General features: G+C 63.4%; 19 protein-coding genes. 9 read left to right on the top strand and 10 right to left on the bottom strand.

The annotated features are described in order from the left end of the window. The first annotated feature begins 77 nt into the window (after nucleotides 1-77). On the top strand, nucleotides 78-1,319 hold the full coding sequence (gene trpB, locus L7H23_RS10995) for a tryptophan synthase subunit beta (RefSeq protein WP_237835910.1): 1,242 nt from the start codon (nucleotides 78-80) through the stop codon (nucleotides 1,317-1,319). Nucleotides 1,320-1,395: 76 nt separating this feature from the next. Beyond that, complete coding sequence (locus L7H23_RS10990) at nucleotides 1,396-1,743, top strand: response regulator (protein ID WP_237835909.1); 348 nt, start codon at nucleotides 1,396-1,398, stop codon at nucleotides 1,741-1,743. 35 nt (nucleotides 1,744-1,778) lie between these two features. Here the strand turns inward: L7H23_RS10990 and L7H23_RS10985 are convergent, their stop codons facing one another. After that, nucleotides 1,779-1,871 (bottom strand): hypothetical protein, encoded by a 93-nt coding sequence (locus L7H23_RS10985; RefSeq protein WP_329626543.1) that lies wholly within the window; start codon nucleotides 1,869-1,871, stop codon nucleotides 1,779-1,781. A 6-nt stretch (nucleotides 1,872-1,877) separates the two neighbouring features. Here L7H23_RS10985 and L7H23_RS18580 point away from each other — a divergent pair, with 6 nt between their 5' ends. After that, nucleotides 1,878-2,324, top strand: coding sequence for a hypothetical protein (locus tag L7H23_RS18580; RefSeq protein ID WP_242777658.1), 447 nt, complete (start codon nucleotides 1,878-1,880; stop codon nucleotides 2,322-2,324). A gap of 120 nt (nucleotides 2,325-2,444) precedes the next feature. Here L7H23_RS18580 and L7H23_RS10980 read toward each other — a convergent pair whose 3' ends face one another. After that, nucleotides 2,445-3,377, bottom strand: coding sequence for a LysR family transcriptional regulator (locus tag L7H23_RS10980; RefSeq protein ID WP_237839220.1), 933 nt, complete (start codon nucleotides 3,375-3,377; stop codon nucleotides 2,445-2,447). Between the two features lie 99 nt (nucleotides 3,378-3,476). Between L7H23_RS10980 and L7H23_RS10975 the strand changes: the two genes are divergently transcribed. Next, nucleotides 3,477-4,229: an SDR family oxidoreductase gene (locus L7H23_RS10975; RefSeq protein WP_237835908.1), complete on the top strand. Its 753-nt coding sequence runs from the start codon at nucleotides 3,477-3,479 to the stop codon at nucleotides 4,227-4,229. A 23-nt stretch (nucleotides 4,230-4,252) separates the two neighbouring features. After that, complete coding sequence (locus tag L7H23_RS10970; RefSeq protein ID WP_237835907.1) at nucleotides 4,253-4,855, top strand: NAD(P)-binding domain-containing protein; 603 nt, start codon at nucleotides 4,253-4,255, stop codon at nucleotides 4,853-4,855. A gap of 143 nt (nucleotides 4,856-4,998) precedes the next feature. Here L7H23_RS10970 and L7H23_RS10965 read toward each other — a convergent pair whose 3' ends face one another. From L7H23_RS10965 to L7H23_RS10955, 3 genes are all read right to left on the bottom strand, one after another. Further along, on the bottom strand, nucleotides 4,999-7,884 hold the full coding sequence (locus tag L7H23_RS10965; protein WP_237835906.1) for a CHAT domain-containing protein: 2,886 nt from the start codon (nucleotides 7,882-7,884) through the stop codon (nucleotides 4,999-5,001). A 112-nt stretch (nucleotides 7,885-7,996) separates the two neighbouring features. Beyond that, complete coding sequence (locus L7H23_RS10960; RefSeq protein ID WP_237835905.1) at nucleotides 7,997-8,977, bottom strand: hypothetical protein; 981 nt, start codon at nucleotides 8,975-8,977, stop codon at nucleotides 7,997-7,999. A 358-nt stretch (nucleotides 8,978-9,335) separates the two neighbouring features. Further along, entirely contained in the window at nucleotides 9,336-9,857 is a 522-nt protein-coding gene (locus L7H23_RS10955; protein WP_237835904.1) for a hypothetical protein, read from the bottom strand. 172 nt (nucleotides 9,858-10,029) lie between these two features. Between L7H23_RS10955 and L7H23_RS10950 the strand changes: the two genes are divergently transcribed. Then, nucleotides 10,030-10,311, top strand: coding sequence for a DUF1153 domain-containing protein (locus tag L7H23_RS10950; RefSeq protein ID WP_237835903.1), 282 nt, complete (start codon nucleotides 10,030-10,032; stop codon nucleotides 10,309-10,311). A gap of 88 nt (nucleotides 10,312-10,399) precedes the next feature. Here the strand turns inward: L7H23_RS10950 and L7H23_RS10945 are convergent, their stop codons facing one another. Then, entirely contained in the window at nucleotides 10,400-10,774 is a 375-nt protein-coding gene (locus L7H23_RS10945; RefSeq protein WP_237835902.1) for a glycine zipper 2TM domain-containing protein, read from the bottom strand. A 128-nt stretch (nucleotides 10,775-10,902) separates the two neighbouring features. Between L7H23_RS10945 and L7H23_RS10940 the strand changes: the two genes are divergently transcribed. From L7H23_RS10940 to L7H23_RS10930, 3 genes are all read left to right on the top strand, one after another. Continuing rightward, nucleotides 10,903-11,553, top strand: a complete 651-nt coding sequence (locus L7H23_RS10940) for a carboxymuconolactone decarboxylase family protein (RefSeq protein WP_237835901.1) — start codon at nucleotides 10,903-10,905, stop codon at nucleotides 11,551-11,553. 243 nt (nucleotides 11,554-11,796) lie between these two features. Then, nucleotides 11,797-12,237, top strand: coding sequence for a hypothetical protein (locus L7H23_RS10935; RefSeq protein WP_237835900.1), 441 nt, complete (start codon nucleotides 11,797-11,799; stop codon nucleotides 12,235-12,237). Nucleotides 12,238-12,434: 197 nt separating this feature from the next. Then, entirely contained in the window at nucleotides 12,435-13,283 is an 849-nt protein-coding gene (locus L7H23_RS10930) for a hypothetical protein (RefSeq protein WP_237835899.1), read from the top strand. 113 nt (nucleotides 13,284-13,396) lie between these two features. Here the strand turns inward: L7H23_RS10930 and L7H23_RS10925 are convergent, their stop codons facing one another. The 4 genes from L7H23_RS10925 to L7H23_RS10910 form a co-directional block, all read right to left on the bottom strand. Next, on the bottom strand, nucleotides 13,397-14,692 hold the full coding sequence (locus tag L7H23_RS10925) for a sugar MFS transporter (RefSeq protein ID WP_237835898.1): 1,296 nt from the start codon (nucleotides 14,690-14,692) through the stop codon (nucleotides 13,397-13,399). 114 nt (nucleotides 14,693-14,806) lie between these two features. Next, nucleotides 14,807-15,973, bottom strand: a complete 1,167-nt coding sequence (locus L7H23_RS10920; protein ID WP_237835897.1) for an MFS transporter — start codon at nucleotides 15,971-15,973, stop codon at nucleotides 14,807-14,809. Nucleotides 15,974-16,103: 130 nt separating this feature from the next. Then, nucleotides 16,104-18,731 (bottom strand): TonB-dependent receptor, encoded by a 2,628-nt coding sequence (locus tag L7H23_RS10915; protein WP_237835896.1) that lies wholly within the window; start codon nucleotides 18,729-18,731, stop codon nucleotides 16,104-16,106. A 22-nt stretch (nucleotides 18,732-18,753) separates the two neighbouring features. After that, nucleotides 18,754-21,270: an exo 1,3/1,4-beta-D-glucan glucohydrolase gene (locus L7H23_RS10910; protein ID WP_237835895.1), complete on the bottom strand. Its 2,517-nt coding sequence runs from the start codon at nucleotides 21,268-21,270 to the stop codon at nucleotides 18,754-18,756. Between the last annotated feature and the right edge of the window lie 97 nt (nucleotides 21,271-21,367).

Genomic DNA, 21,367 nt, shown 5'->3' with positions numbered 1-21,367 from the left:
ACCCGCCCCCATGAGGCGCTCGCCGGAATTCTGTGCGGCGCCGCCTCGCGCGGGTCTCCTGCCGGGATTGCACCGACATGACGCGGTCTCCACAACCATCCGACGATCTTGGTCATCTTCCGAACAGCTTGCGTGGGCAGCCGGACGAAGCGGGTCATTTCGGGAAATTCGGGGGCCGCTTCGTCCCCGAAACGCTCATGCCCCTCATCCTCGATCTGGAGCGCGAATATCGAGCCGCAAAGCGCGACCCGGCCTTCCAGGCCGAGTTCGACGACCTGCTCGAACATTATGTCGGCCGTCCCAGTCCGCTATACTTCGCGCCGCGCTTGACGTCCGCGCTCGGCGGCGCTCAGATCTGGTTCAAGCGCGACGAACTCAATCACACCGGCGCCCACAAGATCAACAATTGCGTCGGCCAGATCCTGCTGGCGATCCGGATGGGCAAGACCCGCATCATCGCGGAAACGGGCGCGGGCCAGCACGGGGTGGCTACTGCAACCGTCTGCGCGCGCTTTGGCCTGCCCTGCGTCGTCTATATGGGCGCCGCCGATATCGCGCGCCAGGCGCCCAATGTCTTCCGCATGAAGCTGCTGGGCGCCGAGGTCGTGCCCGTCACGGCCGGCGCCGCGACCCTCAAGGACGCGATGAACGAGGCGCTGCGCGACTGGGTCACCCATGTCGAGGACACCTTCTACATCATCGGCACCGCAGCCGGTCCCCACCCCTATCCGGAGCTTGTGCGTGATTTCCAGAGCGTGATCGGAAGGGAAGCGCGGGCCCAGATGCTGGCCCGTGCCGGCCGCCTACCCGATCTCTTGGTTGCCGCGATCGGCGGCGGATCGAATGCGATCGGTCTCTTTCACCCGTTCCTTGACGACCCGATGGTGAAGATGCTTGGCGTCGAGGCGGCCGGCCATGGCCTCGACAAGGAACATGCCGCCTCACTGGCCGGCGGGCGTCCCGGCATTCTTCACGGCAACAAGACCTATCTGCTGCAGGATGACGACGGGCAGATCGTCGAAGGCCATTCGATCAGCGCAGGTCTCGATTATCCGGGCATCGGCCCCGAGCATGCATGGCTCAAGGACATCGGGCGGGTGGACTATACCTCCGCGACCGACGCCGAAGCGCTCGAAGCGTTTCAGCTGCTTTGCAGAACAGAGGGTATCATCCCGGCGCTTGAGCCCAGTCACGCCGTCGCCGCGGTTGCCAGGATCGCGCCGACGATGCCGAAAGATAGCATCATCATCGTCAACATGTGCGGACGAGGGGACAAGGACATATTCTCGGTGGCCCAGCATCTCGGCGTGGAACTTTGAGCGCGACGAAAGGTAGGGGCACGGGACATGTGATCGAAGACACTGGCGCAACAGATTTCGGATCTATGAGGGACGGATGATGATAAGGGTGTTTCTTGTAGAAGACGATCCGCTGGTGGCGATGATGCTTGAGGGGTATCTCGACGTGCTTGGACACGAGATCGTAGTAACCGCAGCGACCGTCGCGGAGGCACTGGATCTCGTCGCGAAGCAAGATTTCGACCTCGCAATATTGGATGTTCACCTTGCCGATGGCAAAACGAGCGAGGCGGTCGCTGCCGCGTTGAGCGATGCCGGGAAGGCGTTCATAGCGACGAGCGGAGATGCGACGATCATGGCGGCTGAATTTGATGGCCGGCCAGTTCTTCGCAAACCTTTCAGGATTGCCGAGCTCGAACGGGCAATCGCCGCTATAACGGGGTAGCCCGCGGTCACAGGCCGGAGCCTGCTCGACGGTCGTTATTCGGGCGCGACTTGGTGACGGGCCATGTGCGGCATGAAATCCATCTTGCCTATGGCAACACCTGCGTTGCGCAGCGGCGCGTAAGCCATCGTCACATGAAAGTAGAAATTTGGCATGATCCAGTCGCGGACTCAAAGCCGCGATTGCAGCCGCAGCATTCTCGTGGCAGATTGTCGTCGATGGGGTCGTTTCGTACTTTTTTGATCATCCTTTGGCTGGCGCTGGCCGCCTACACCGCTGTAGTCATTTCCCGCCATGGCCTTGGATTGTTACCGATCTTTTTCGGAGACGTGGCGAAGCTGGGATGGCCCGGGCAGTTCAACCTCGATTTTCTCTGCTTTCTCATCCTCTCTGCTCTTTGGACGGCTTGGCGGAATGGATTCAGTGCGATCGCCCTGCTCCTCGCGCTCATCGCCTTTTTCGGAGGCGCGGGTTTCCTGCTTCCCTACCTCGTCTTTCTCACAGTTCGTGAACGAGGAAACATGCCCCGGGTGCTGATCGGCGCGCGAACCCGAAGAGATGAGCCTTACAGCGGACGATGAGCGCGACGGCATTTCGTCGTCATCGAACGAACTGCGCTTCTCGCGGCGCCGCTTGGCCGCTTGCGGTCAGGCAGCTTTTGTCTAGCCAACATCGAGAAGCAGACTTTCCGGGCTTGAGGGTCAGCTACCCAAGCTACCCGCAAACCGTTCGGCCAGCCGCTCACGCTTGAAAACATCGGCGACCCAATCGACGAACGCGCGCGTCTTGCCGGGAAGCAGCGTGCGCGACGCATAATAGACCGATATCGCACCCGCGTCGGCGTACCAGCGTGGGACGAGCCGCACCAGCGTACCACTCTCGAGTTCCGGCAGCACATCGGGCATCGCGAGAAGAGCGACACCCATCCCGAGCCGCGCGACTTCGCGCATCGCGGCGGGATCGTTGACGACAATGTCCTCACGCAATGTTGCCGCGCTCTCGTTCCCCACCGCATCGCGCATAGTCCAGTGGCGGATGCGCCCCGACTGGAGTGAGCGCATGACGATGCCGTCAAGCTCGGTCAGTCCGGCAGGATCGTTTGGCGCGACGCGGCCCGCCATATAGGCGGGCGATGCGACCGCGACGATATGCGCGGGCGCCAAGCTCCGCGCCACGACCCCCGGCGATAGGTCGAAGCCGCCCCCGATCGCCGCATCATAACCCTCGGCAACAATGTCGACAGGCCGGTTCTCGAAATGCCATTCGGGACGGATGCGGGGATAACGTGCGAGGAAGGCGGGCAGCATCGGCAGCATGTGCATGACGCCAAAGGTTGGGGCCATACTGACCTTCAGCACGCCGGCCGGTTCCCCGCTGTCCGAAGCGACCCCCGCGATCGCCGCCTGGATCTCGTCGAGGCTCCCCGCAATCGCGAGGCGAAAGGCTTCCCCCGCCTCTGTCAGCGTCAATCTGCGCGTCGACCGGTGGAAGAGCCGCACCCCCAGATTGCGTTCGAGCATCGCGACGTTGCGGCTCACCGCCGCCGGGGTCAGCGCCAGCCGGCGCGCCGCTTCGGAAAAGCTGCCCAGCTCGGCGCTGCGCACAAAGGAGATAAGATTGGCGAGCGTTTCCATTTTCAATCAATGATTGAATATATAGCAAATTATTACCGACTAATCGAGCCGTAAACTTTGCGCCATCTTGGTCTCACCCCACAACAAGGAGTGAATACCATGACCAAAGCTAGCCAGAACCTCACGGGCAAAGCCGCCCTCGTCACCGGCGGCTCGCGCTCGATCGGCGCCGCCATTGCGCGCCGCCTCGCCGCCGACGGCGCGGCCGTCGCCATCACCTACAGCGCGTCGCCCGACAGCGCGGCCAGCGTTGTCGCCGAGATAGAAGCGGCGGGCGGCAAGGCCATCGCCATCGCCGCCGACGCGGGCGATCCGGACGCCGTTCGCGCGGCGGTCATCCAGACCGTCGAAGCCTTCGGCGGCATCGATATCCTCGTCAACAATGCCGGCGTAGCGGTCAATGCGCCGATCGAGGATTTCCGGTTCGAGGATTATGAGCGCATGCTCGCGGTCAACGTCACCGGCGTCTTCGTCGCGACACAGGAAGCCGCGCGGCGCATGAAAGTGGGCGGCCGCATCATCCACATCGGTTCGTCGATGACGCGCTATGCCGCCTTCCCCACCGCGTCGGTCTATACGCTGACCAAGGGCGCGATCACCGGCTTCAACCGCAGCCTCGCGCGCGATCTTGGCCCCAAAGGCATCACGGTGAATGCCGTCCACCCCGGCCCGACCGACACCGACATGAACCCCGCCGACGGCCCCGTCGCCGCGATCGTCGGTCCCGGCATGGCGATCGGCCGCTATGGCCAGCCGGCTGAAATCGCCAGCATCGTCGCTTTCCTTGCCAGCGACGAAGCCGCCTTCGTCACCGGCGCCGACATCGTCGCCGACGGCGGCTTGACCGCCTGACCTGAACAGAAAGGACTATCGTCATGCCCAGCATCGGCATCATCGGCGCCGGCAACATCGGCCGCGCCATCGCCACCGCCCTCGCGAACAAGGGTATCCCGGCGACGCTCGCCAACCGCCGTGGCCCCGAAAGCCTCGCCGAGGTCGTCGCCTCCATCGGTCCGGCAATCGCCGCCGGAACGCGCGACGAAGCCGCCGTGAAGGATATCGTCTTCGTCGCGGTCAACTGGTCGAAGCTTCCGGCCGCGCTCGCCGACCTGCCCGACTTTGGCGGCCGCATCGTCGTCGACACCAACAACCCGATCGAAGCGCCGCTATTCAAGCCTTTCGATCTTGGAGGGCGTGCGTCATCAGAAGTGTTTGCCGACATGGTGCCGGGCGCCCGGGTGGTGAAGGCATTCAACCATCTTCAGCCGCATCTCGTCTCCGGCGATCCGGCGCGCGAAGGCGGCAAGCGCGTGCTCTTCTACTCGAGCGACGATGCAGCGGCCAGGGCCGAGGTGGGCGCGTTAATCGATCGGCTCGGCTTCGCCGGGATCGATCTCGGCAGCCTTGCCGTGGGCGCACGACTCGTCCAGTTTCCGGGCGGACCGCTACCGGCTCTCAATCTCGTCAAATTCGATTGATCAAACCGACCGGCGGCGGATTGAAGTGCAATCTGCCGCCACTGGCCGGTAGTAGACGGGCGGCTTCAAGGCCAAATTTGCTCTAAGCGGACGTTTGGAGGGCGACCTGAACTCATAACGCACTGCGAGCACCCGAACTCCCGCTACCGCACGCCCCGGTCGGTGGTCCCGACAAACACGAGCGGCGCCCAAACCGCTGGAGACGAGGTATCGTCTTTTGCGCGAAGCGCCAGTATCGCCTGCCGGAACGCAGCCCCCGGAGCGCCGGGATGCTTTTCGATGCCTGCAAAGAGATGCGTGACGATTTCGGCCCCGGCCTCATCGTCGAGCGGCCAGTGCGACACCAGAAGCGAACCCGCGCCAGCATAGAAGAAAGACTGCGCCAAGCCCGACAGTCCGTCCGCTTCAGCGCTGCCATTCGAACTTGCGGTGTTGCACGCAGACAGTACGACAATATCCGCTGCGAGCTTCAGCTGCGCGGCTTCTGAGGCGGTGAGCAGACCATCGTCCCTGTCGGACTGCGCCCCGGCCGCCGGCGGCGTGAAAACGAGACCCGGCTCGCCGTCGAGCCCCGTCTCGCTCGCCAGCAGACCGTGCGTCGAAAAAAGGACATAGCGTGCATTGGCCAGCCCGGGATTCGACTTGACCGATCCCTCGGTCGCCGCTGAGCCCATAAGAGCAATAGTCTGTCCGGGATCGAAAATCGATCGCACGCCCTCGATCTCCCGGCGCGTGCCTGGAAGCGAAGGCATCGCCATGATCCGGGCCGGGTCCGCTATGCCACGCTGGAACAACTCCGAATATTCCACGATACCCCGGTCGTCGCCCGGATGCCCCTTAAGCGCGGGATCGCCCGCAGCGAACAGGATCGTCTGCGATGGCGGACGATTGCGTCCGGGTCCAGGGCCGCAACCGGCCGGGCGATCACCCGCAGGCCGAAGCAGGCAACGCAAGGAGTAAAGACTTGAAACCGACGGCAGCGTCGAAATCTCGTAACGATCTATCAGAAATTGCGGCTTCTGCGTGTCGGCACCCGCGGTGACGAGCAAGGTCAACGGGAGGCTGCTCAGCGGACCCGGCGTCACGGTCATCAGACGCGTCGCGCCACCGAGCGACGCTTCAATGGGCGCTATGAGCTCCTGATACAGATTGTGCGCAAGCTGCTCGTCGAAATTGTCGACGCTCCCGGCCCAGCGCTCGCGAAGGTCGCGCTTGATCTGACCGCGCAGCTGCTCAACGCTCTTCGCCAAGGCATCGCGGGTCAGGGCCGAACGATGCCATGTAAATCCCGAGCGCGTCAGAACAAAGACCGACGTGCCCCGCTCGTCAGAAAGGAAGAAGAGAACGGCCTCGTCCTTGTCGAGCAGCGCTTGGACCCGCTCGGCCGCGATCGGCCGAGGCTTGACAAGCTGATCATAGGCGGGGTCGATCGCTGCAATCTCCTCGGTCGACATTTCGTCCATCACGGCATCAACGTCGCGCAAATAGAATTTTCCGAGCAACTCGCGATCGGTATCGGGGCTGCCGGGAACCGATAGCCATTGCGCGATCTCGCGGTTGAGCGACGCAACGCTTACGCGCACCTCCTCGCGGAACCGCTCCTTTTCCGCGACCGGGCCGTTGCTGCGCGATGTGCGTGCCGAGACCTTGGCAAGTGTCGCCGCGGTCTCGCCGATCGACGACCATTGGGCCGCCTCGAACGCTTCTCCGCGCGTGAGCGAGCTCGCCGCTTCGGGAGGAAGGGCGCCGAGCAGTCCCTCAAAGACGGGACGGTAGCGCCGGACGGCGCGAACAAGCCCCTCGGTTGTGTCGGCCGCCTCGACCCGCGCCACCGCGCCTGAGACAGCCTGCCGATATTCGGCCGCGGCATCGCCGCGCTGCGCCGGATCGAGCGCTAGGATTGCGGCGCCGCGCGCCGCATGCGCATCGATGCGCCTATCATCGCTTCTGTCCCAGGTCGTATCGACGACCGGCATTGCCTCGGCGAGAATCGGGGCACCTTCGTTAGCGCGCCCCTCAGCGACGAGCGCAGCGCCGAGCCGGGTCAGAAATTCGAGACGCGACGCGCCTCGCCCGCCGCGCAGCAGGTCCGGCTCGGCATCGAAGCGCGCCACCGCCTTTGCCATGTTCCCGCTCCGCGCGAGAAAAGCGATCTCGTCGCGGGCGAGGCGACCCCGGACTGCCGCCCAGTCATCGGGGTCCCATCCCTCGCCATTGTGCTCGCGTTCCCATTCATACCCGGCCGCCGCCTCGACATAATCCGCAGCGCCACCGGCCGCTTCGCCCGGCACCAACGCCGCAACCGCCAGAAAATCGGGGAGCGCGCGTTTAGCTTCGGGGGAGCCCATCATTGCCAACGTCGAAAGCAGGCTGTCGGCGGCAGCGAGATAACCGCGCGCTTCCTCATTGCGGCCCTGCAGCGCAAGGTTGCGGGTCAGCCGCAGGAGCGACGTGCGGAGCGCCGCATCGGAGAGCCGCTCGGTTCCCTGGAACTCCATCGCCCGCACGATGTTGTATCGCAGCCCGTCCCGCAAATACTGCTCGCCTTCTACCGGCCGGCCGTAGAGCGACAGCATCTCGCCGAGGTTGCCGAACGCCGACGCGAAGATCGGCCCATCGAAGCCCTTTAGCCTGTTCACCTGGGCGTGGAGGAGGCGCGCGGTGCGAAGGGCCATACCTTCGCCCTTTTCGTCGCGATCGAAATCACCATGATCCACCGCCCAGGCGGTCAGCGCATCGCTTTGCAAGGCGAGCAGTCCGACGCAAGGATCGGACCCTTTGCCCGCGACGCAAGCTTCATGCTCGCGGCGTGCCAAAGTCATCGCTTCGTCATAGCGTTTGGCGGCGAGCGCATCGTTCAGCTCGGCACTCGCGGGAACGGGGTCGACGGACAGCTTGGCGGACACCTCGGGCGCGGCCAAGGCAAGCGCCACGAAGAGCAACCATGATTTATACCGGATCAATTGCACGCCCCCTGCCCTAGCGCGACCCCTGACCGACCTACCGCGGCGCGCGAAGGACGCAAGCAAGATCGCTGCGCCTCACCGGCCTCGCGATCGCCGCCTCGGGCGCCAAAGCACTTTTTCGAACACCCGCAGTGCTCGTAAAACCGATATGTGCAAGCCCGGCAGCGGCAAACGGCTACATTCCGGGGACGGCTCCGCCCGACAGCGCTTCTTGCACGCAGGCCTGCTGGAAAGCGCGTGCGGCGCCCGGGTCGGCGCGAGCGAGTGCGGTGACCGCCGACGTGGCCGCGGCGCGGCGTTCCTCGGAGAGATCTTCCGTCCGGATGTCCCACCAGTCGCGCACCTGCCAGCTCGGCCCCGATACCTGTCCCTCGGCGGCGAGCTGCCCGACGAACATTTCCACATGCGCGCGGCAGGCGGCCTCGTGGGCGCCGCGCTCGCCGCCGGATGGCGCCCAAGCGGTCCGCTGCGCGCGTTGCGCGCGGTAGCGCGCGAGCAGCGTGCGGCCGTCGATTGCGGGCACATGCTTCACCTGCTGGGCCGGATCGCGACGGCAGATCATTCTCAGACTATGGTCCGCAAGGTCGTTAGCCGGCTTCGCGGCCTCACCCTCGCCGAACGACCGCAGCTTCGCGCCTGAACTCGAGAAGGCGGCGCCCCCGAGCAGCTGCGACTTGAGCGTAAGGCAGTCCGCGCGATAGGTCGCCGTTGTAAACGCCGCGCCGTCGGCATCGTTCTGCGGCAGCATGAAGGCGGCCGCGAAATCGAGCGTCCCGTTGTCGCGGTCCACCCAATGGAGATCGAAATATTTGGCGCCGTTCGGCCCCAGCGTGTCCGGCACGATGTCTGCGCTACCGTCCTTGGCGAGGATCGCCGCAAGCTCTTCGCCAAGCGCGCCCGCTTCGTTGTCGGACGCGACGGCCAAGGCGAGCCGATACTGGCCAGCGGCGCCATCGATCAGGCCGAGCGCGACATAGGCGCGCGCGAGATCACGATGCCACTCGGGCAGGATCGCGAGCATATGATGGCGCGGAGCCACCAGCGTTTCGAGGATGCCCGCCGCTTCGGCGGGGTGACCCGCGTCGATCGCTTGCGCTGCGATCCGAGCGGCGGCGGCGTCCCTGTCGGCCTGGCTGCCGTCAACGGCTGGAGGCACGGAAGCACCGACTGCCACGGAAGGGCCGATGACCGCGAGGAGGAACCCGGCGATGACATGCCGGCAATGGGTCGCGCCTCGCTTCGCCTGATGCCTCACAAGGTGAGCCTTTGTCCCGCCCGGCCGCGGCGCATCCATTCTCATCACCGACCCCCCATCATTTTACTGCCCTAGTTCCCTCACCCGCGCCCGCTTCTCGCACCCCGGCCCGCGGAACAAAAAAATCGGAGACCTTTCATTGGAGCAAGCTGATTCGCCTGTTTTGCGGCGAGAACTCCCGTGCAAAAAAATCAGGCCGGATTTGACGTGAGCGCTATCGTTTTGCTGCGCAGCGACTAGCCTTCGCTTCCTTCATCGCTCACTTGCGGTATTGCCATTGATACTCGGGAATATTGCCCTTGCGAAGGAAAGCGGCGGTCCAGAAATTGATCGTCAATCCCGGCTTGCCGCCGTAGGCTGCCGACCGCACGAAAGCATGCGTAGGACAAGCTATGGTGTCCGACCGCGAGGTGTCGATCAATTCGAGGCATTGGCCGACGAACCGTGCCGACTTGGGTCCGGTCGATTCCACGCCCGCGATGCGAGCGATGACGGTTCCAGCAGGTGCCGCGATCTTCTTGAGGTAGGGATCAGCGGTGTCATTCTCCACGATCGTTACCACGCCATTTGCCACGGACAGCTTGATCTTGTGGTCAACGCCATACCATTCGCCATCGATCGCCTTGACCGGATTTGCCGGCAAGTCAGGCACCGTCTGAGCCTGCGCCGGTACTGCCATCAGCGCCAACGCCACCATCATATTCGCAGTTCGCATCTGTTTTCCCCCGTTACAGAATTGAGGCTGCAGCATTCCGCCCAGCCTGGCAATAGCGGCGATCATTGAGAGGGTCGCAGCGCTTCCTTCGATACACAATTTGGCCCGTCGCCTCCCATGAGCGGCGAACGGTTGGCCGCATCCAATGCTCCTCCGCAACCTTTTGTTAACCTCGAAACCGCATTTTTGCCGCGGGGGGCACTCATACGGCAGCAGCCGAGCGAATGGAGAGTTCGCAGTGCTCGAATTTACGACGAGGCCGACATCGGTCGCCGGGCCGGTCGGGCCGCTGACAATCGACGATCTGCCTTCATCGACGGCAGGCTATTGGGTCGCGCGCCGCAAGGCGGAGTTGCTTGCCGCGATCGATGGCGGACTGATCGGGCTGGCCGACGCCTGCGCAAGATACCGCCTCAGCGGCGAAGAGCTGGAATCGTGGCGCCGCACTATCGACCGGGCGGGCATACCCGGGCTGCGCGTGACAAAGGCACGTCGCCTGCGCGATCAGACTGTCGAATAGATTTTTCGTCACCGCCCGCACCCCCACTGCGTGCGGTGTCTAGGGGACGGCGCGAGCAGACTGGTCCCTCTCGCGCCGTCCTTTTACATCAGCGGCATTTCAGTTCACCGCGATCGATAGCCCGGCCGAGCAGCCCGCCGCCGGCCGCCCCGATGATCGTGCCGACCGTGCGGTCACGCCCGCCATCGAGTTCACGCCCGACGAGCGCACCGACGGCGGCGCCAATGATCAATCCGGTCGTGCCATTCTCGCGGCGGCAGTGGTAGCGGCCATCCTTGCTGCGCCAAATGCGATCGTTGTGCGAAATGCGGCGAGGCTCGTAGTAGCGCCCATTTCCGTCATAGAGGCCACGATCCTTGGCGCGCTTACCGTGCGCCGGCGCCCAAGGCGGCGGATCCGCCAGCGCCGGGCCAGCCGGAACGGAGAGTGCAGCGAGGACCGCAGCGGCGATATATTTTTTCATTACCCGTCTCCTTCAATCATGGACCGAGCGTAGCGGAGCGCAACCGAACCCCGGCTGAACAACCCGCCATGGCCGTTCGCGGACAGCCCGCTTGCAAATCCGGTTCGGAATAAGCGGCCACTCCGCGGTTGGACGACAATACCATAGCCCTCGTTTCGCCGCGCGGCCTGATTGGTACGCTGCGGCAAACCAATCTCGGGACTTTCTTGCGATCCCTTTCGCCAACATCCGGTCGAACCGGCATTTTTATTTGCGCGGGATGTCACAGCGGAAGAATCCCGCTCGTCAGGCATGGTGACGCCGATTTTGGCTCAGGAAGAAAGGAAGATCAGATGAACCGGTTGAATTGGTCCGAAGTCGCTCCCGCCGGAGCGAAGGCGCTGTACGGTGTGCACCATTATGTCACCAACAGCACGGCCCTCCCTGAAGAACTGATCCACCTCGTCTTCCTCCGGGTCTCCCAGATCAACGGATGCGCGCACTGCATCGATCTGCATACCCGAGACCTTCTCAAGACCATGCCGATCGACAAAATCGCGCTGCTTCCGGTGTGGCATGAAGTCCCGCATCTGTTCCCAGACCAATATCGCGCCGCTCTGGCCTGGGCGGAGGAAGTCACGCGCGTCAGCGAAACCCATGCTTCCGACGCGGCCTATGCAGCAGCAGCCGAGGCATTCGAGCCAAAAGACCTCGTGGATCTGACGATCGCGATTGCGGCGATGAATGCCTTCAACAGGCTGGGCGCACCATTCCGTCTTCCGGTTGCAGCCAAGCCTTGAGGCGTGCGAGCTGCACTTTTTTGGCGTCGCGGTACAATATCAAGGCGATCAGCGAGGCTAACCGCGCCATGCGACCCAGGAGGGCTCTTCCTTTCAGGAAACACGGCTCTTCATCCTACGCCCGTTCGATCTCGATCGGGCGGGCGTTCTTTTTCGGCAAATCGTCCCTGGTCGCCGGTTTGGGACTGTCCGGTTCCAGACTTAGATTGAGAGCAGCTGACATTCGCTACCCGTCAACATCAAATGGCAGCAAGCAACCCAATATTGGTCATGCAGGCGTCAGCAACCGTATCCCGAATGGCGACCCAAAACCGCCGCTTGTTGAGCAGCGGTCAGGCAGCTATCGCCAAATATGTTGAGAAAACGGAGTGCTCGATGGGATTGCTTGTTAACGGTAGGGCCGCAGCCGCCGAAGGCTCCGTGCTGGTTCCATCGGACGCCGAAAACTATGCACTTTCGCTACCCAGCGGACCAATGCCGCTACGCTTCGAGCCGAATGCACCGATTAGCGTCCGCCTTGATAATGGGACACTGATCCTGTCGGGCAGGCCCAACCTCGGCGCGGCTGCGACGCTGCAGGGTCTGTCGGTAATCGGCGTGCCTCACGCGATGGCAGTGATGGTAACTACCGTAGGCGCTGAGAGTCCTTATTACTGCATCAGATACACGATCTACCGCAGTTAAAAGTCGAGGCCTGTGATGGGCGTGGAGCTGTCGACCCGGGGCTATGCCAGAGGCGACTAGCGGGCGCAAAATGACCGTTAGGAGAAGGCTCGCTTTGAGGCCCAGACCGCGAAATGCGGACAATGGATACGACCACTTGCTCGGATCAAGCTATTGTGGTGACCTGAAACGGGGACACAGGCGGTGGTCATGAACCATTGGCCGAAATTTTGGGGGCCATGAACATGCCGTATCGCAATGCGTGGGTTTACTGCCTCGCGATGATCGCGATGACCGTCCTGGCTTTCTGGCCCGGCTATTTCTCCCGGCTCGGCACCGCAAAAATCGCGTGGCATGTCCACGCGGTCACCGCGACCGCCTGGATGCTACTGCTCGCGGCCCAAAGCTGGTCGATCGACCATGGGGAACGCGCACGGCATCGGAGTCTCGGCCTTGCCATCTTCATATTAGTGCCGCTGTTCATGGTCGGGGCGGCGGGCGTCGAGCACAGCATGGCGATCGCGACCGCTTCAGGGCGGGATCCCTTCTACAAACTTTGGGGCCCGGCGCTCGGCTTCGTTGACCTGATCGGTGCAGCAGCATTTCTTCTGTTTGCGGCGATGGCTCTCAAGGAACGACGCAATGTCGCCCGGCACGCCGCCTGGCTGCTTGCGACCCCGTTGCTCCTGATCCCCCCCGCGCTGGCCCGCGTCTATAACGCGCATCTTCCCGGCCTCATCATCAACGGACCGCAGGACTTCCCGCTTTTCCGCTGGAGCGTCCATCTCGGCGGATTCACTGGCGTCATTATCGGACTCTGGCTCTGGTCGCGCCATCGCCGCTACGGACGGCCTTGGATGATCGTCGCGGCCATCATCTTGCTGCAATCCCTCACTTTCGAGACGGTAGGATTTTCGACAATCTGGCAAGGTGCATTCACGGCATTCGCCGGTGTCTCGGCCTCGACACACGCCGTCGGCGCGGCCGTCGTCGCGGCGGTGGCGCTGTGGTGGGGTTGGCGCGCGGCACCGCTCCGCCCGGCTACGGAGGCAACCTCACCGGCGTGATCTGGCCGTTTGCGGACGGTCTGCATTACGGGCGCGAGACGGGAAAAGCAGCCGTACCAACCAACGCCTACCACTATGCGCCTTCTGGCCAAACCAAGATTTGGGAGCGAACTTCACACGGCCGCCGGCCGCCGCGCATAGATGCCGAACGCCGCGATGATCGCGTAGCATGCGGCAGGCAACAGCAGCGCCAGCCCGAGACTCCCGGTCACATCGGCGAGCGCGCCGGTTGCAAGCGGGATGACCGCGCCGCCGAAGATGGCGACGTTGATGATCCCCGAACCGTCGGCCGCCCGGCTGCCGAGCCGTTCGGACGCGAGGCTGAAGATCGTCGGGAACATGATCGCGTTCATCAGGCCGATCGCGAGCAGGCTGTAGCCCGAGACCGCGCCGGCCGTGCTGATCGAGATCAGGATCAGCGCGATCGCGCCCGCCGCGACACAGGCGAGCAGCTTGCCCGGGCTCACGAGGCGCATCACCGCCGAGCCGATGAAGCGGCCGACCATCGCGCCACCCCAGTACAGCCCGATCAGCTTGCCCGCCGCCTGTTCGGGCAGCGCCATGACATGCCCCTGCATCAGATAGCTGACGATCAGTGACCCGATCGACACTTCGGCGCCGACATAGAGAAAGATACACAGCGCGCCGAAGCCGAAGCGCGGGCGCTTCAGCAGGTCGAAGCCCGCCAGCCCGGCGCTCGCCTCGTGCCGTTCGCCTTTCAGGCGGTTGCGGAACATCCACACCGCCGCCGCGACGACGGCCAGCGCGGCCGCGATGCCGAGGTAGCCATGGACGATCGCTTGGCTCTCGGCGGTGCGATACGCGTCGAGTTCGGCGCCCGAAAGCTGGTCGGCGGTGACCGTCGCGAGGCTGCCGAGGATCAGCCCCGACCCGACGATCGGAAAGATCGTCGTGCCCAGCGAATTGAACGCCTGCGCGAAGGTCAGGCGGCTGTGCGCGGTCTCGGGCTTGCCGAGCAGCGAGATCAGCGGATTCGCGACGACCTGGACGATCACCACCCCGCTCGCCAGCACAAATAGCGCGAACAGGAACAGTTCGTAGACCGCGTTCTGCGATGCCGGAATGAACAGTAGGCAGCCGACCATCATCGTCAGCAGCCCCGCCACCGCGCCGCGCATATAGCCGATCTTCTTCACCAGCTTTGCGCCCGGGATGCCGATCACCAGATAAGCGGTGAAGAAGCAGAACTGCACCAGCATCGCCTGCGTGTAGTTAAGCGTGAACAGCTCCTTCAACTTCGGGATGATCACATCGTTGAGCGAGGTGATGCCGCCGAAGATGAAGAACAGCCCCATGACGAACAGGCGCAGTTCGGGCGCATCGACATGCGCGGCTCCACCGTCCTTTTCTTCGCACGCCGATGCGAGTTTCTGTGGCGCAATTGCCATGACATTCTCCTCCAATATTTTTCGGCTAAAGTGCCGGAAGCAACGAAGCGGATCGGATATAAAGTGGGGCGCCGCCGCGAGACGCTCTGGGCGGACCGATGTGCGAGACGCGGATTATTCGAAGGTTGGCATGGCAGCGAGAAGCAAAGCGGCGCAAAGAGCGAGCGCCGCAAAAATCAGGAACAGACCGGCAAAGCCTGATGCGGGCACGACGGAGATCGCGATCCACGGCATAATGAGTGACGGCGCGGTATTTGTCAGATTGAAGATGCCGATCCCCCGCCCGCGCCTGGCTGCATCGGGCAGAACGCGAAGCGTTTGCCCCGCGTGGAGCGCCAGGAAAGTCGCGTTGGCGGCGGCAAACAGGACGTAGGCAAGCTTCGCGCTTCCCGCGGCAGCTGACAAGGCCATGGCCACGAGAGCTGCGCTTGCGAGCAATGCGAGAATGGCGAGGACACGAAAGCCCTGGCCAACGCAGTCGATCCGGCGGCCGAGGCCGAGTGCCGCGACCACCGAGATCGCCAACCCCGCAGCGAAGAGAATCGACTTTCCACCATCTCCGAGATGCGGATCGACCTCTCGAAGCCAGAAGTAGAGATATGCGGCAAGCGCAGCTCCGGACAACTGCATCAACAGCCGTGCCAGCCACATGCGCAGCCTGCCGGATGCGAGCCGCATATGAACGCCCCTTCTGCTCTCGGCGGTGTCCGGGAAGGACAATGCGGCACCGCGGCCGCCGAACACCAGCAGCGGTATCACCAGCGCCGCAGTCATCACTGCGATCATAATGAGCTTGTCTGCGAGTCCGCCCGCTTCGTCCGGGGGGAGTGCCATTCCGGACAGCGCGCCGAGGGGCGGTGCGATCGCCAGCAGACCGCCAAGCAAGCCCTTCTGCTCGTCGGGCACGCGATCGCCCGCCCAAGCGATCAGCGGTACCAGCATCAGATTGAGCGCGATCTGCCATGCGACGACCACCCAAAGCAGCGCGAAGATCGTTTCGCATCGCACCATCGCGAGTTGAAGGATGATGGTCGATGCCAGTCCTGCCGCGACACATCCCCTGCGGCTGCGCAACCTGTCACTCAGCCATCCCGAGAATATTCCCGAGAGGCTCGCCGCGGCTGCTCCCGCGAAGACGATATAGCCAAGCCAGCGAATATTCTCCGGGCCCGCCAGCTCCGAGACGCGCGCCGGCAGCACGAGCATCAGAAAGGGGGTGTAAGCAACGACCCCGCCGGCGTAGGCGAGCGCGTAAAGGAACAGAAATCCGGGCGACTGCATCGTTCGTAACGCTGTCACCCGCCCGCTCCCCCGACGAACTGCCTCTCCGAGCCCGAAAGAAATCGCGCTTCTATGCATCCGATCACAGCCGTCCGCGCTGCCACGCGGCCCGGACGGCTGCCCCCTTATGCTAGAAGTTCACACGAACGCGAAGACCATAGCTGCGCGCGTCATTGAGGAAGCGGATGTTGAGCGACGATCCCACGAGCGCCTTTTGCGACACCTCCTCGTTGAGGAAATTGCTCGCCCAAGCCTCGAGACGGAAATTGTCGATCGTATAGCCGATACCGAGGTTGAGCGTCGCATAGCCCTTCTGCCGGTCCGGGAAACCCGCAGAGAACGCATTCTGCCGCGTCCCGTCGAGGAAGACGATATCATCTTCGTTGAACTGGCTGAGAAAGTAGGATGAGCGGTAGTTAAGCAGCGCCTGCCAGTCGAGGCGGCCAGGACCGGCGTCGAACCATTGCGAAAGCCGCGCGCTGATATTCATTTTGGACGCGAGCGGCAGGCGATTTCCGACAAGGCTGATTAGCGGCGAATTGCCGCCCGCTCCAAAGTCCTGCGCGCGCGCGTCGGCGACAGTGCCGCGGGTGACCTTGGTGTCGAGATAGGCGGCGTTGATATCCAGTCCGAAATTTCCCGGCAGCTTGAACCGCATTTCGGCCTCGGCGCCATAGATCCGCGAGGCGCCGATGTTGCGGTTGACCAGCGAATAGCCGTTGCACACCGGCGGCGTCTGGGTGCTGTCGAGATTGATGCAGGTGAGGTCCTGGAAAACCTGGTTCGAATAGTCGTAATAGAAGCCGGTGAGGTTGAAGACGGCGCGGCGTCCGAAGAAATCGAAGCTGTTACGCGTGCCGATTTCATAGACAAGCAGCTTCTCGGGACTGAAGGTCTCGGGGATCGGAGATGCGTTGAAGCTGTCGTTGAACCCGCCGGATTTGTGGCCGGTCGAGACCTTGGCGTAGAGCATATTGTCGTCGCTGAGATCATATTCGATTCCAAGACGCCAGTCGATGAAGTCGAACTTCGAACTGCCGCTCTGCTGGCCGGGAATGGTCAGATTGGCGTAGCTGAAGCCGCCGTTGGTATTTGACGGATTGAGCGCCGGGCAGTTGACGAAGCCATTGTCGATATCGGGCCGGTCTATGCAGGTGCCGTTCGGATTGGTGCCGTTCGCGATCGCGCCGATCTGCGCGATCAGCGTGTCGCGAAGGCCCGGCGTCTTCACCCCCTCGATCAGGAACTGCGCCATGCCCTGCGGCGTGGTAATGTTACTGACGTCGAAATTGGGACGATCGAGCAATGCGGGTCGAAAGCCTTCGGTTCCGACGCGGGTTGCAAAGCAGCAGGCGAAATCTTCGCCGCCGAGCGTGAGCGCCCAATTGCCGCCAATCCCGTAGCGCGACTTCTTTTCCTCGGTGTAGCGGATACCGGCCAGGAAGCGCAGACGATCGGCCACATCATAGGTGCCGTCGGCGTAGAAGGCATAGCTCTCGCCGTTCACGTCGGGCATGGTGAACTCGGTCGCCGAGTAGCAGCAATAACCTCGGTCGGCGAGCGCGAGATAGCCGACCGCCTGGTCTTCCTTGAAATAGAAGGCACCGAGGTTCCAGCGCAGGGCTTGGTCGTCGTTCGCGAACAGCCGCGCCTCATAGACCTGGCTCTTCGATTTGGTCTGCCAGAAATTGCCCGAATAATTGTCATACTGGACCGCCGAGAGGTCGCGGCCGGGATAGTCGATACCGTCGCTCGAAGCGTTGACCTGATAGAAATCGACCGAACGATAGCTGCCGGTCAGTTCGGCCCCGAAGCTCCCGAAATCATAGTTGATCTTGCCCTGGATACCCCAGAGCTCATTTTCCATGTCGCCCTGCAGACCGCGGTAGACGACATGCTTGAGATTGAGCTTGTCGGGACGCAGTCCGCTTCCGACGACAGCGCTGAAGATGTTGGCGCCCGGATAGCCGGTGCCCGTCTCCTTGCCATAGTCACCGACGATCGAGATGCTGAGCCGGTCGCTCGGTTCCCAGAGCAGCGACAGGCGTCCGGCGTAATTTTCCTCGAGACCTGCTGGCTTGAGGCTGCTCGCCGGCGCGCCGGTCGAGACATTTTTGAAGCCATAGTCGCGGTTGATATAATAGCCCGCCGCGCGGAGCGCGAAGGTCTCGCCCAAAGGAATATTGATCGCGCCCTCGGCGCCATAAGACGAGCGATTGGCGATTTCGGCCTGCGCATAGCCGCTGAACTCACCGAGGCGCGGCTTGGCGGTGATGATATTTAGCGTGCCGGCGAGCGCGTTGCGGCCGTAGAGCGTGCCTTGCGGCCCCTTGTTCACCTCGACGCGGTCGAGGTCATAGAACATCAGTCCAAGCCCGCGCGGGCGCGGGATATAGGTTCCGTTGAGGTGCGGCGCGGCGCCTGGATCACCTAGCTCGGTGTTGTTCGCCGAGCCGACGCCGCGAATGAAGATTTCGACATTGCCTTCCTGGTTCGCAATGCTGAGACCCGGCACTGCGACCTGGAGCTGGCGCAGTTCGGATATGCCGTCCTGGCGCAACTGATCGGCGCCTAGCGCCTGAACGACGCCTGACACGTCTTGCGAATTTTCCGCACGGCGGTTCGCGGTGACGATGATCTCGTCACGGTCTTCGCTCGCGCCATCTGCTTCCCCGGCCACCTGCGCGTGGGCAGGCAGTGCCGCGGTTGTCGAAAGCAGCACCACCAGCGCGGCGCGCATCACTTTACCCCTGTTCATGTCATCCTCCCTTACGTAAGTCCTATTTGCATTGCATTGTCGGCCCCGACGGCGAGACGATCCGCGCCGAGGACAGGACAAGATCGAGAGCGCCCGAGGTAGCGATGCTGAACGGCGTCTCGACGCGCGTCATATCGACGCCAGCCTTCTCGAAGCAGCGCAGCGGAATCGCGATCCGCGTCCATTTCGCGGTCTTCGCCGCCTCGGAAAGCATCGCCCGCAAGGGGAATCCTCCCGCGCACTGCGAACCGCATCCCATGATCAGGCTTACGTCCGCCGACGGAGCCTTATCCACCTTCAGCTCGAGCTCGAGCGCGAGATCACCGTTCGACTGGCGCGACAGGTCGGCGGGCGCGTCTTCGACGATCGCAGCGACGGCTGGACCAGCGCCGGTCCAGCGCAAGCGCACCGAATCCTCTTGCGCGGCGCGATCAGCGCCGCGCGCCTCGATGAGCTCGGGCCCGGGATTGGTGGAAAGCGCACCGGGTGCTCCGAGCATCAGCCGGCGTCCGCTGCCGGGCTTTCCGGCGCCGAACAGCAGGCCGGGGTCGGCTGCGGCGGCACCCGAGCGAGCCTCAGGAAGAAGGGCGAGATCCCCCTTGTCCGCAAACGTCAATCCGAAGCCGTAGGCGAAAAGCGGATCATAATCGGCGTCGCCCACATTGACCGCGGTCTGGTCGCTCGCCTTCGGCCAGCTATAGGGCAGCTTGCCGCGAAAATCGGCCTTGCCGAATAGCATGTCGGCCACGCCGCCGCCTTCGGAGCCCGGAAGCCACGCCGCGACGAAGGCATCTGAGGCGTTGAGGAACGGGTTGACCCACATGGCGCGTCCCGAAAGAAACACCGAGACCGTGGGAATCCCCGCCGCCTTGAGCGAGCGCAGCAGAGCCAGATTTTTCGCATCGTCGTAACCGACGTCAGGTCGGTCACCCTGGAATTCAGCGTAAGGATCCTCGCCAAATATGACGATCGCGACGTCGGGCTTGTGGCTATAGCGGCCTTCGGCCGACAGGGTGGCCGATCCGCCCGCGGCCGTCACCTCGGCGTCGATACCTTCCCAGATCGATTGCGCATTGGGAAAGTCACTGCGGTTGGTTCCGGTCCCCTGCCAGCTGAGCGTCCAGCCTCCCGTCTGCTTGGTGAGATTGTCCGCGCCATCGCCTGCGACGAGAATGTTGGCGCCCGGTTTCAGCGGCAGCAGGCTCCCCGCATTCTTCAGGAGTACAAGAGATTCTCGGACTGCCTCGCGCGCCAGCGCGCGATGGTCCGGGCCGCCGAGCAGTTCGAAGCGCCCGCCAAAGGGTCGCGACGAAGGCTTGCCGGCCTCGAAGAGTCCGGCCCGCAGCTTGACGCGCAGGATCCGGCGCACCGCATCGTCGAGCCGCGCGACCGGCAGGCTTCCACTCCGCGCATGCGCTAGCGTGGTGCGATAGAGTTCCTTCCAGCTGTCGGGAGCCATATACATGTCGAGCCCGGCAATCGCGGACCCCGCGCAGTCGGTGGCGCTGCAGCCCGCCACCTGACCGTGACCGTTCCAGTCGCCGACCAGAAACCCGTCGAAATTCCAGCGGTCCTTCATGACCCCTGTCAGCAACGAACGGTTGCCGTGCATCTTGACGCCGTTCCAGCTTGAAAAGCTCACCATCACCGACTGTACGCCGGCGTCGAGGGCTGGAAGATAGGGCGGACTGAAGAGATCGCGCAGCTGCGCCTCAGGCATTTGCGCATCGCCCTGGTCCTTGCCGCCGTGCGTGCCGCCGTCACCCAGAAAATGCTTGGCAGTGGCGATGATGTGCGGGCCACGCAGCCAGTCCTTGTCGCCGATCTTACCCTGCAGCCCCTCGATCAGCGGTGCGGCATAGCTTGTCGCGATTTCGGGTGTTTCGCCGAAGCCCTCATAAGTGCGGCCCCAGCGGTCATCACGCACGACCGCGAGCGTCGGCGCGAAGGTCCAGTCGAGCCCCGTGATACGCATCTCGATGGCGGTGGCCTCGCCGATACGGCGGATAAGATCGGGATTGCGGGCCGCACCGAGGCCGATATTGTGCGGAAAGAGCGTTGCGCCGACGACATTGTTGTGCCCATGGACGGCGTCGCTGCCCCAGATCACCGGAATGCGCGGAAGCTTGCCGTTCGGCTTCATCGAGGCGGCATAAAAGGCGTCGGCGGCGGCAAGCCAATCCTTTGCCGGTGCATTGTAGCGCCCGCCCGGATCGGAATTGCCACCGTTGAGCACCGAGCCCAAATGATAGCGATAGACGTCGTTGGGGGTGACGCTGCCGATATCGGCCTGGATGATCTGGCCGACCTTCTGTTCGAGCGACATCGCCGCGATCAGATCGTCTATGCGCCGTTCGATCGCGGGATCGGGCGCGAGCGTCGCGGCGCGCGAGGGCCAGTTGTCTGGATTCGCCTCGGCACTCGCCGAAGGGCCAGCGATTGGTGCCTGGGCAGCAGCGATCGTGATCAGGGACACCGACGCCAACGTCGCGAGCGACGTGACTCCGAGCGCCATGGCAGCCCCGCGCGGCAAATTCATTCCCTCTCCCCCATTTTATGTCAACGTTTACCGATTCTCGGTCAACGTTTACCGTCGTGCATCGACAGAAGTCAAGCGAGGCGCTATGAGGCTTGTA

This window comes from Sphingopyxis sp. BSN-002, from assembly GCF_022024275.1.
Taxonomy (GTDB): domain Bacteria; phylum Pseudomonadota; class Alphaproteobacteria; order Sphingomonadales; family Sphingomonadaceae; genus Sphingopyxis.
The sequence above is the reverse complement of the archived record's forward strand: the minus strand, read 5'-3'. Positions and strand labels throughout refer to the sequence as shown.

Coding starts and splice junctions, on each gene's coding strand:
- trpB (WP_237835910.1), top strand. CDS start 78: ATGACGCGGTCTCCACAACCATCCGACGATCTTGGTCATCTTCCGAAC.
- L7H23_RS10990 (WP_237835909.1), top strand. CDS start 1,396: ATGATGATAAGGGTGTTTCTTGTAGAAGACGATCCGCTGGTGGCGATG.
- L7H23_RS10985 (WP_329626543.1), bottom strand. CDS start 1,871: ATGGCTTACGCGCCGCTGCGCAACGCAGGTGTTGCCATAGGCAAGATG.
- L7H23_RS18580 (WP_242777658.1), top strand. CDS start 1,878: ATGAAAGTAGAAATTTGGCATGATCCAGTCGCGGACTCAAAGCCGCGA.
- L7H23_RS10980 (WP_237839220.1), bottom strand. CDS start 3,377: ATGGAAACGCTCGCCAATCTTATCTCCTTTGTGCGCAGCGCCGAGCTG.
- L7H23_RS10975 (WP_237835908.1), top strand. CDS start 3,477: ATGACCAAAGCTAGCCAGAACCTCACGGGCAAAGCCGCCCTCGTCACC.
- L7H23_RS10970 (WP_237835907.1), top strand. CDS start 4,253: ATGCCCAGCATCGGCATCATCGGCGCCGGCAACATCGGCCGCGCCATC.
- L7H23_RS10955 (WP_237835904.1), bottom strand. CDS start 9,857: ATGATCGCCGCTATTGCCAGGCTGGGCGGAATGCTGCAGCCTCAATTC.
- L7H23_RS10945 (WP_237835902.1), bottom strand. CDS start 10,774: ATGAAAAAATATATCGCCGCTGCGGTCCTCGCTGCACTCTCCGTTCCG.
- L7H23_RS10935 (WP_237835900.1), top strand. CDS start 11,797: ATGGCAGCAAGCAACCCAATATTGGTCATGCAGGCGTCAGCAACCGTA.
- L7H23_RS10925 (WP_237835898.1), bottom strand. CDS start 14,692: ATGGCAATTGCGCCACAGAAACTCGCATCGGCGTGCGAAGAAAAGGAC.
- L7H23_RS10920 (WP_237835897.1), bottom strand. CDS start 15,973: ATGCAGTCGCCCGGATTTCTGTTCCTTTACGCGCTCGCCTACGCCGGC.
- L7H23_RS10915 (WP_237835896.1), bottom strand. CDS start 18,731: ATGAACAGGGGTAAAGTGATGCGCGCCGCGCTGGTGGTGCTGCTTTCG.
- L7H23_RS10910 (WP_237835895.1), bottom strand. CDS start 21,270: ATGAATTTGCCGCGCGGGGCTGCCATGGCGCTCGGAGTCACGTCGCTC.